This window comes from Kandleria vitulina DSM 20405, from assembly GCF_000702065.1.
Taxonomy (GTDB): Bacteria; Bacillota_I; Bacilli_A; order Erysipelotrichales; family Coprobacillaceae; genus Kandleria; species Kandleria vitulina.
Map to the genome: position 1 here is coordinate 1 of NZ_JNKN01000051.1, position 9664 is coordinate 9664.

Genomic DNA, 9664 nt, shown 5'->3' on the forward strand with positions numbered 1-9664 from the left:
GTCTGTTGTCCCCCTCGGAGGGGCAGGTTACCTATGTATTCCTCACCCGTTCGCCACTGGAATCCGAAGATTCCCGTTCGACTTGCATGTATTAGGCACGCCGCCAGCGTTCATCCTGAGCCAGGATCAAACTCTCCATTGTCTATCAATGGAGCCATCTTTTGGCTCTTGTTAATTGCTTGCTTGTTTTATTTGCGAGTGTTTTCTCACTCATCTATTTGACGTGTTTCTGTTCAGTTTTCAATGTTCAGGCCACTCGGCTCTCGCTGAGTGCTCACTTATATTATCATCACCTCTCCTCTTTGTAAAGCATTTTTTTCATATTTTTAAATGAATTGTAAAACTTCCTCTTTAACAATAAAAGTCAAAGCCGAAACGACTTTGACTTTTGCCTAAAGACTATCAATATATGCCTTGATTTCTGGCACCATATTGTACTTCTTTATTTCGTTGTTTTCACTAACTATCATTGTTGGAGCAGTCATGATCTTATACTTTCTTGCTAGATCCATATGTTCATCCGCAATCATTAATTCATAATCTACATTATGCTCTTCCAATATTTTCTTAATAATCTTACATTGTGGGCAAGTTCTTGTTACAAATAGATATCGTTTGCCCTCTTTAAAATCTGAGTTTTCCATTTTCTTTTCTTCTGTCTTAATTTCTTCCTGGATGATTTCTTTCTTATGACTCTTGCGTTGACGGTCTTCACCAATGTTATAAGTATTGCGTTCTTCCCATTCCTGAGCCTTGCCTTCATTCCAGTTTGAAACCGGTCTGTAGTATCCAGTAATTCGACTCCATACTTCTGTTGGCTTATGACAATGTGGACAGATTGGCTGTTCACCTGATAAGTATCCATGTTCCTGACAAATGGAATAAGTTGGAGACATTGTATAATATGGGAGTTTATAGTTTTCTGCAATTGTTCTAACAAGTGTTGCAGCCGCTTTCCAATCTGGAAGCTTTTCTCCCAAGAATGCATGGAACACTGTTCCTGATGTGTATAGTGTTTGTAGTTCATCTTGGATATCTAGTGCTTCAAAGATGTCATCCGTATGACCGACTGGAAGATGTGAAGAATTTGTATAATATGGTCTTTCACTGTTCTCCGTCGCAGTGATGATATCTGGATAGCGGTCTTTATCATGTTTCGCTAAACGATATGCGGTTGATTCAGCCGGTGTTGCTTCTAGATTATAGAGGTCTCCATATTGTTCTTGATATTGCACCAGTCTTTCTCTCATATGATTAAGGACATCTTTTGCAAATTCTTGTGTCTTTATATCCGCAAGATTCTTCCCAATCCATTTTGCATTGAGACCTGCTTCATTCATTCCTACTAATCCAATTGTAGAGAAGTGGTTATCAAATGTACCAAGGTATCTCTTGGTATAAGGATAAAGTCCTTCTTCTAACAGTTTAGAGATAACATCTCTTTTTACCTTTAATGAACGTGCTGCTAAATCCATTAAATGATCAAGTTTCTTATAGAACTCTTCTTCATTTTGAGATAAGTAAGCGATTCTTGGTAAGTTGATTGTTACAACCCCTACTGAACCAGTGGATTCCCCACTACCGAAGAAGCCACCTGACTTTCTTCTTAACTCACGTAAATCAAGTCTTAATCGACAACACATGCTACGGACATCACTTGGTTCCATATCGCTATTTACATAATTGGAAAAATAAGGTGTACCGTATTTAGCTGTCATTTCAAATAATAGCTTATTATTTTCTGTTTCAGACCAATCGAAATCTTTAGTGATTGAATATGTAGGAATAGGATACTGGAAGCCTCTGCCTTCAGCATCTCCTTCAATCATGATTTCAATGAATGCCTTATTAATAAGATCCATCTCTTTTTGACAGTCTTTATATTTAAAATCAACTTCCTTGCCACCGACAATCGCATTCATTTCTGCAAGGTCCTGAGGAACAACCCAATCCAATGTGATATTGGTGAATGGTGCCTGCGTTCCCCATCTTGATGGTGTGTTGACACCATATACAAATGATTCAATAGCTTTCTTTACCTGATCATAAGAAAGCTGATCAGTCTTTACAAAAGGTGCAAGATAAGTATCAAAAGAACTAAATGCCTGAGCGCCTGCCCATTCATTCTGCATGATACCTAAGAAATTGACCATCTGATTACAAAGTGTTGTAAGATGTTTAGCCGGTTTAGAACTAATCTTGCCAGGAACACCACCAAGACCTTCCTGAATCAGCTGCTTCAATGACCAGCCAGCACAATACCCTGTCAGCATGCTTAAATCATGAATATGGAAATCACCTGACTTATGTGCATCTGCAATCTCTTCATCATAAATTTCTGATAGCCAATAATTCGCTGTAATTGCACCACTGTTACTTAGGATTAATCCCCCAACAGAATAAGTGACCGTCGAATTCTCTTTTACGCGCCAATCAGTCGCATTGACATAGCTATTCACAATATCCTTGTAATCAAGGATTGTCGTTTTCATGTTTCTTACTTTTTCACGTTGCTTACGATATAGGATATACGCCTTAGCTACATCCGCATAGCCTGCTTGAGAAAGTACTTTCTCAACGCTATCCTGAATATCTTCAACTGCAATCTTGCCATCTTTGATCTTTTCATCAAAATCACTTGTTACCTTTAATGCCAGCATATCAATAATGCTAGAATGGGTAATCTTATTTTGAGAATTGAAGGCTTTCTCAATAGCCTTAGATATCTTATGAATATCAAATTCAGTTACACTGCCATCTCTTTTAATAACCTGAAACATTCTACTCACCTCTTATCTCGACATGATCTAAATACTTTTCAGCTGCTTCTTTCATCTTCAATAGCGTATCATGAGATACACTATGCATGCCTTCTTCTATGACTGAATCTGCATCTCTAAAGTTCTGCAGATAGTAGGCCTTTGCCCCTTTGATTGTTTTGGCGATTTCTTCGATATCTACTACATCATGAAATTCCTCTACAACCGTTGTTCTAAACTCATAATCCACATGATCTTCTAAAAGGTAGTTTACAGTCTTCACGATCGCATCTAATCGATATTGATCTAGCCCAATTGTTTTTGCATATTTGCCTGACGTATTTTTAATATCTACTGCAACGTAGTCAATCAATCCTTCTTCAATCAGCGCAATCATTCTTTCAGGGAAGGTGCCATTTGTATCTAGCTTCACCACGTAGCCCATTTCCTTGATTCTTCTTAAATAGACTTCCAAGCCTTTATGTAATAATGGTTCTCCTCCGGAGATGACAACACCTTCTAAGATAGACTTTCTTTTTTCTAGATAAGAGAAAATGTCTTCTGATTGAATTTCTGAAAGACTTTCAGGTAGAAAGACAAGATCTTTATTATGACAGAATGGACATCTGAAGTTACATCCTCCTGTAAAGAGTGTTGCAGCCATTTTTCCTGGATAGTCAAGAAGCGTCAGCTTCTGCATTCCATAAAAGCGTACATCTACATCATTCATTTCATTGCTTGCATTATGGACAATTTTATCAAGATATTCATTAAAGAGTTTTTCTCCTTCACCATCAATACCTTTCATAAGCTGCTGTAGCCAATCTTTACGAATGATATACATCATAGAAAGAATCTCTTCTGCTTTTGGGGTAGTGTAAATAAGCTTTGAACGTTTATCATGAGGATTTTCTTCTAATCTTACATAACCGATGGATTCTAGCTTATTGATACCCTTGGTCGTTGTTCCTTTATCAAATGAACCAAGGCGTGATAGTTCTTTCATCGTAATGCCTTCATTTTCATAGATCATCATTAAAAACAAAATCTGTCCATAGCCGATATTGAACTTTTCAAGTCGTTTATCATAATATTTTTGAGTCGCACGATACAAAATTGAATTATTGATCAATAAATCAGGTGTTTTTGTCATGAGTCTTCTCCTTTAGTTGCGCTTTCAACTACCTATAGTTTAACATTCGCTTTCTTGACATGCAAACCAAACAAAAAAGCCAGAAGAATATCTTCTGACTTTTGTTTACATCTTGTTATAGACTTCCTTGTCGACATCACCGTTCTGATAAGCAACAATTGTTGTACAAACGGCATCACCTGTAATATTGACAGCAGTTCTTGCCATATCCAAGATACGGTCAATACCCATGATCATTGAGATACCAGCAACTGGAAGACCTACTGAATTAAATACCATTGTCAATGTAATAAGACCAACACTAGGAACACCAGCTGTACCGATAGATGCAAGTGTTGCAGTAGCGATGACTGTGATGTAGTCCACCATTGAAAGATGAATACCAAAAGCCTGTGCCACAAAGACAACAGCGACACCCTGCATGATTGATGTACCATCCATATTGACAGTTGCTCCTAGAGGAATTGTAAATGATGAAATACGTTTAGAGACACCCATCTTTTCTTTTAAAGTATCAATGCTTAGTGGAATAGTTGCATTTGATGTAGCAGTAGAGAAAGCGAATGCCTGTACAGGGAAGAACTTCTTTAAGAACTTGATTGGACTAAGTCCAGTAAGAACTTTGAGAAGTGTCTGGTAAACGATACCGCACTGTAATAATAGAGCAATCAATACTGCAAGGACATACTTTAACATGTAGAAAATGACACTGAACCCTAATGTAGAGAAGGTTCTAGCGATAAGACAGAAGACACACACTGGAGCTACTGACATGACCATCATTGTCATTTCCATCATGATATCGTTACCTTGTGAAAAGAAGTTATTAATAAGCTGAACCTGATCTCCTAATTTTGCTAGAATCAAACCGATGATTAAAGCAAAGAAGATAATAGCAAGCATATCACCTGAAGCTAATGCTGAAATAGGGTTAGTTGGAATAATATTCAACAATGTATCCACCATACTTGGATTGCTGGTAGTTGTTGAAGTAGTAGAACTTGCTGCCTTTGCGATAGCTTCAAGTTTTGATAAGTTAGCACCAGCACCTGGATTAATAATGTTAGCAACACTTAATGCTACAGCAACTGCTGCCACTGTTGTAAATAGATAGAATAAGACAGTCTTTACTCCGACCTTGCCCAATGTTTTCGTATCACCGATAGCAGCTGCTCCACATACGATAGAACAGAATACCAATGGTACAACTAGCATCTGCATTGCACGGATAAAGCCCTGACCTACTACGTAGAATAAGCCATTGACAATATACTTAGAAACAATTGGATTGTTGATGCATGTCGCATTGATGATAACACCAACAATTGCTCCAAGAATCAAGGCAATAAAGATCTTAGTCGTTAAACCGATCTTCTTTTTTTGCATTATAAGACACCTCTTTCTTTTCTTCTTTGGATATATGCCTTAAGATCATCTTCCCAAGATGGCATCTTATAAACGCCAGTAATTCTTAACATCATGTTATCAAGTACACTGAATGTAGGACGTAGCATATCTTCATCCAATACTTCTACTTCTGCTTCATAGCCAGCAAGACCGATAGCCTTCTTAATGAATTCTACACGTCGACAGCTTCCTTCACATGAAGCATGGAAGATGCCATATTCATTAACATCCATGATAGAAGTAATAAAGTCTACTAATGCCTTGCATGTTGTAGGCGTAGAATACTGTTTCATCTTTATTACAATCTTTTCTCCATTTTTTGCTTTTTGGAGAATTTCATCAATGTGATCATAGTTATAGCCATATAACCATGATGATCTGATGATCACGTGCTTATCATGTAGATTCATAATAAGCTCTTCACCAGCTGCCTTTGATTTACCATAGATAGTTGTTGGATTTGGTTTATCAAATTCATTTCTTGCCTGATGATCTTCACTGTTGAAGATATCATCTGTAGACATGTGAATAAGCTTGGCATCAACCTTTCTTGCTGCTATAGCTAAATTTCTTGCCCCTAAAGCGTTGACTGTATAAGCTTCATCCGGATTGTTTTCACAGTATTCAACATCGGATAATGCTGCACAGTTGATAATAATATTCGGATGGTTCATAGAGACAAAACGAATAACTTGTTTAATATCATCAACAGGGACATCAAGATCACTCGTTAATATCTCATAGTCTGTTGTACGATCAAAATGCTTTGCTAAAGCAGATCCAAGTCTACCTTCTGCACCAGTGATCCAGACACGTTTCATTAAACTCATAAGATTTCCTCCTCTTATTCATACACGCACATCATATCATAAAAATTCAATTTTTCACAAATCTTACCAAATTGACTTAAATTTAACAAAAATATGACAGGTTTCCCTGTCATACTCCTTTTATCTGATTGTAGCACCTGCTGGAAGATCTCCAGGATATACTAATTCAAGCTTTTTCTTATGTTCTGCACATAAGACCATACCTTGTGATTCTACTCCTCTTAATTTAGCTGGTTTTAGGTTTTTAACAACAACAACCTTCTTGCCAACCATTTCTTCTGGTGAATACCATTTAGCGATACCTGAGACAATCTGTCTTGTTTCTTTTCCAATGTTGATCTGGCTTACTAATAGTCTATCAGCATCTGGATGTTTTTCACATTTTTCTACTTCACCTACAACCAATTCTACTTTAGCAAAGTCATCGATTGTAATCTGGTTTTCTTCTTCTTTCTTTTCTTCTACAACTGGTTTAGCAGGAGTTAATGCTTCTACCTGTTTAGCCACTTTCTTTGGATCAAGTCTAGCAAATAATACTTCTGGCTTATCAGTAACCTTAGTTCCTGAAGCATATGCACCGAAGTGATCAAGTTTCATTAAATCTCTTTCTTCAGTGTTGATCATATCTAAGATCTTCTTAGAAGCATTTGGAACAAATGGTTCTAAAGCAATTGCTGAGAAACGGATAGCTTCTGTTAAGTTATATAATACAGTAGCTAAACGATCTTTCTTCGTTTCATCTTTAGCAAGAGCCCATGGCATTGTATCATCGATATATTTGTTTGTTCTTCTTAATAATACGAAGATTTCTTCAAGAGCTTTAGCTGTCTTGAATTCGTTCATGTAGTTAATTACTTTACCTGGCATTGCTAATGCTATATCAATAAGTTCCTGATCAACTTCTTCAACCACGTTCTTGTTTTCTACGATACCATCAAAGTATTTATTTGTCATAGCGATTGTTCTGTTTACTAAGTTACCAAGAATGTTTGCTAAGTCTGTGTTGATTCTTTCTACGATAAGATCCCAAGTGATTGATCCATCATTATCATAAGGGATTTCTCTTAATAGATAATATCTTACTGCATCTACTCCAAATAGGTTAACTAAATCATCTGCGTAGATAACATTTCCTAAATGTTTACTCATCTTAGAATCACCCATTAATAGCCATGGATGACCAAAGATCTGATCTGGCAATGGAAGATCTAAGGCCATTAAGATAATTGGCCAGTAGATTGTATGGAAACGTACGATATCTTTCCCGATAACATGAACATTAGCAGGCCAGAATTTCTTATATAGATCACCGTGGTTACCATCTAAATCGTAACCTAATCCTGTAATATAGTTTAATAGGGCATCAATCCATACATAGACAACGTGTTCTGGATCGAAGTCTACTGGAATTGACCAAGTAAATGATGTTCTTGATACACATAGATCCTGTAAACCTGGTTTTAGGAAGTTGTTGATCATTTCGTTCTTTCTAGATTCAGGTTTAATAAAATCTGGATGATCATTGTAATACTGTAATAATCTATCCTGATATTTAGATAACTTGAAGAAATATGCTGGTTCTTTAGCATCATGTACTTCTCCACCGCAGTCTGGACATTTGCCATCGACTAGCTGTGCTTCTGTGAAGAATGATTCACAGGCTGTACAGTATTTTCCTTCATAATGACCAAGGTAGATATCTCCCTGATCGTGTAGTTTCTTAAATACTTTCTGTACCTGTTTTTCATGATATTCATCAGTTGTTCTCATGAAACGGTCGTATGTTGTATCCATGATATCCCAGATACGTTTTACTTCACCAGATACTTTATCTACATATTCTTTTGGATGAATTCCTGCTTCTTTTGCTTTTAATTCGATCTTTTGACCATGTTCGTCAGTTCCTGTCTGGAAATAGACATTGTAGCCTTGCTGGCGTTTATGTCTACAGATAGCATCACTTAATACAATTTCGTAAGTATTCCCAATATGAGGCTTACCTGATGTATAAGTAATGGCTGTTGTTAAATAAAAATCTTTTGAATCTTTCATTTGCCTCTCCTCCAATAAAAAAAGTCGCCCTGTTAAAGGACGACATAATCGCGGTACCACCTTTATTTGCACCTAAGTGCACGCTCGTCCTCTTAACGCGAGGTCTTCGTTCTTACCTATTAGATAAGAAAGCTCCCAGTTCATCTTCATAAGCGTCCATCTCCTGCTTTCACCACAATGCAGTCTCTCTACACATTTTCGCTTAATCTCTTCTGTTCATCGCTCATCCTTTTCAACTGTACCAAATTCATTATTCATTGTCAATTAGCACTTTATCTCACCTTAATATAAGCATATTCCGATGGTGCACCAATCTTGATAGGGTAGCCCCAGCCAGCAATTCCTGATGAAGTAATAACCGTTGAATTGCCAATTGTCTTCTTTCCATAACGCATTGTTTTAGTAAGAAGAGCCTGAACTGTTCCCATCGGCCAGATCTGTCCACCGTGAGTGTGTCCTGACAATTGTAGATCACTTCCATTTTTTACATTTTCATCCATATCCAATGGCTGATGGTCTAATACAATAACATATTTTTTCTTGTTTACACTCTTCAACAGCTTTTCAGATGTTTCTCTTTGATAAGAAGCATCTGCTCTTCCAATGATAACTACGTTATCTTGTTCGATAACTTTATCTTCTAATACATTAATATGATTCTTTTCTAATTCTTTTTTAATATCTTCATGGTTAAAGATATCCGTATTTCCTGATCTACTATAACCATACTTCTGGTCATCATGGTTGCCATAAACATAATAGATTCCTTTTTCACTCTTTAATGAAGAAAGAATCTTACATGCTTTAACCATATCTGTTTTCTTTGTAGCTTCATCAAAGATATCTCCCGTTAAGAAGACATAATCTTTATGGAGCTGATTCATCTTTTTAACATAGCCTTCTAATTGCTGAGGATTAATACTTTGCCCTAGATGAAGATCACTGATCTGCAAGATATCTAGTTTTACATTCTTATTAGTACTTACATTAAAGTCAGTCTTCACAACATGATTCATATTCCAATAGCCATATCCAATTAATAATCCTACTACTATAGCACTGATTAATCCTGTATGTACTGCCTTCTTAAAGAAATCATTCTTTATAAATAAAGAGATGATATCAAAGACAAGACAGGCTGCAATAAAATAATAATAGCCTACAGCCCATACTCTAAAAAAGTCAATTGCTGGAACAGAGAGTGCAAAAGCGACTGCTACAATAAGCAATGTGACAACGTTAGACACGCGAATATTTAATACTTCAGTTAATAGTCTTCTAATAAAGAAGATCAAGTATCCCATTCCTAAAAAAGCGGGGATTGAACTTACCACATATAATAATCTCATAAGTTTCCTCCTTTTTCTAATTTAGCATATGTTTTATTTGTTTGCATATGATTTACTCAATTGACAATAATTTGATTTTATAAAGTTCCCGACAGAAAACCCACGTGCCTTTAG

Annotated in this window: 6 protein-coding genes, 1 rRNA gene and 1 other annotated feature; all 7 genes read right to left on the reverse strand. The window is 36.5% G+C overall.

The annotated features are described in order from the left end of the window. Nucleotides 1–142: ribosomal RNA gene (locus T513_RS0108965) — 16S ribosomal RNA — on the reverse strand; the annotation flags it as partial. 250 nt (nucleotides 143–392) lie between these two features. Beyond that, on the reverse strand, nucleotides 393–2780 hold the full coding sequence (locus T513_RS0108970) for a ribonucleoside triphosphate reductase (RefSeq protein WP_031589829.1): 2388 nt from the start codon (nucleotides 2778–2780) through the stop codon (nucleotides 393–395). Between the two features lies 1 nt (nucleotide 2781). Next, a complete protein-coding gene (locus T513_RS12040) occupies nucleotides 2782–3912 on the reverse strand; it encodes an anaerobic ribonucleoside-triphosphate reductase activating protein (protein ID WP_031589830.1) in 1131 nt (376 codons plus the stop codon). Nucleotides 3913–4017: 105 nt separating this feature from the next. After that, nucleotides 4018–5298: a dicarboxylate/amino acid:cation symporter gene (locus T513_RS0108980; protein WP_029071299.1), complete on the reverse strand. Its 1281-nt coding sequence runs from the start codon at nucleotides 5296–5298 to the stop codon at nucleotides 4018–4020. Then, complete coding sequence (locus T513_RS0108985; RefSeq protein ID WP_029071300.1) at nucleotides 5298–6149, reverse strand: SDR family oxidoreductase; 852 nt, start codon at nucleotides 6147–6149, stop codon at nucleotides 5298–5300. Before T513_RS0108985 ends, T513_RS0108980 begins: the two co-directional genes overlap by 1 nt. A gap of 120 nt (nucleotides 6150–6269) precedes the next feature. Further along, nucleotides 6270–8201, reverse strand: a complete 1932-nt coding sequence (gene metG / locus T513_RS0108990) for a methionine--tRNA ligase (RefSeq protein WP_031589831.1) — start codon at nucleotides 8199–8201, stop codon at nucleotides 6270–6272. A 32-nt stretch (nucleotides 8202–8233) separates the two neighbouring features. Next, nucleotides 8234–8430, reverse strand: a binding site (T-box leader). Between the two features lie 43 nt (nucleotides 8431–8473). Beyond that, on the reverse strand, nucleotides 8474–9550 hold the full coding sequence (locus T513_RS0108995; protein ID WP_031589832.1) for a metallophosphoesterase: 1077 nt from the start codon (nucleotides 9548–9550) through the stop codon (nucleotides 8474–8476). Nucleotides 9551–9664: the final 114 nt, after the last annotated feature.

What these genes read in the sequence shown, in the direction of transcription:
- T513_RS0108970 (WP_031589829.1), bottom strand. Translation starts at nt 2,780, where the DNA reads ATGTTTCAGGTTATTAAAAGAGATGGCAGTGTAACTGAATTTGATATT.
- T513_RS12040 (WP_031589830.1), bottom strand. Translation starts at nt 3,912, where the DNA reads ATGACAAAAACACCTGATTTATTGATCAATAATTCAATTTTGTATCGT.
- T513_RS0108980 (WP_029071299.1), bottom strand. Translation starts at nt 5,298, where the DNA reads ATGCAAAAAAAGAAGATCGGTTTAACGACTAAGATCTTTATTGCCTTG.
- T513_RS0108985 (WP_029071300.1), bottom strand. Translation starts at nt 6,149, where the DNA reads ATGAGTTTAATGAAACGTGTCTGGATCACTGGTGCAGAAGGTAGACTT.
- metG (WP_031589831.1), bottom strand. Translation starts at nt 8,201, where the DNA reads ATGAAAGATTCAAAAGATTTTTATTTAACAACAGCCATTACTTATACA.
- T513_RS0108995 (WP_031589832.1), bottom strand. Translation starts at nt 9,550, where the DNA reads ATGAGATTATTATATGTGGTAAGTTCAATCCCCGCTTTTTTAGGAATG.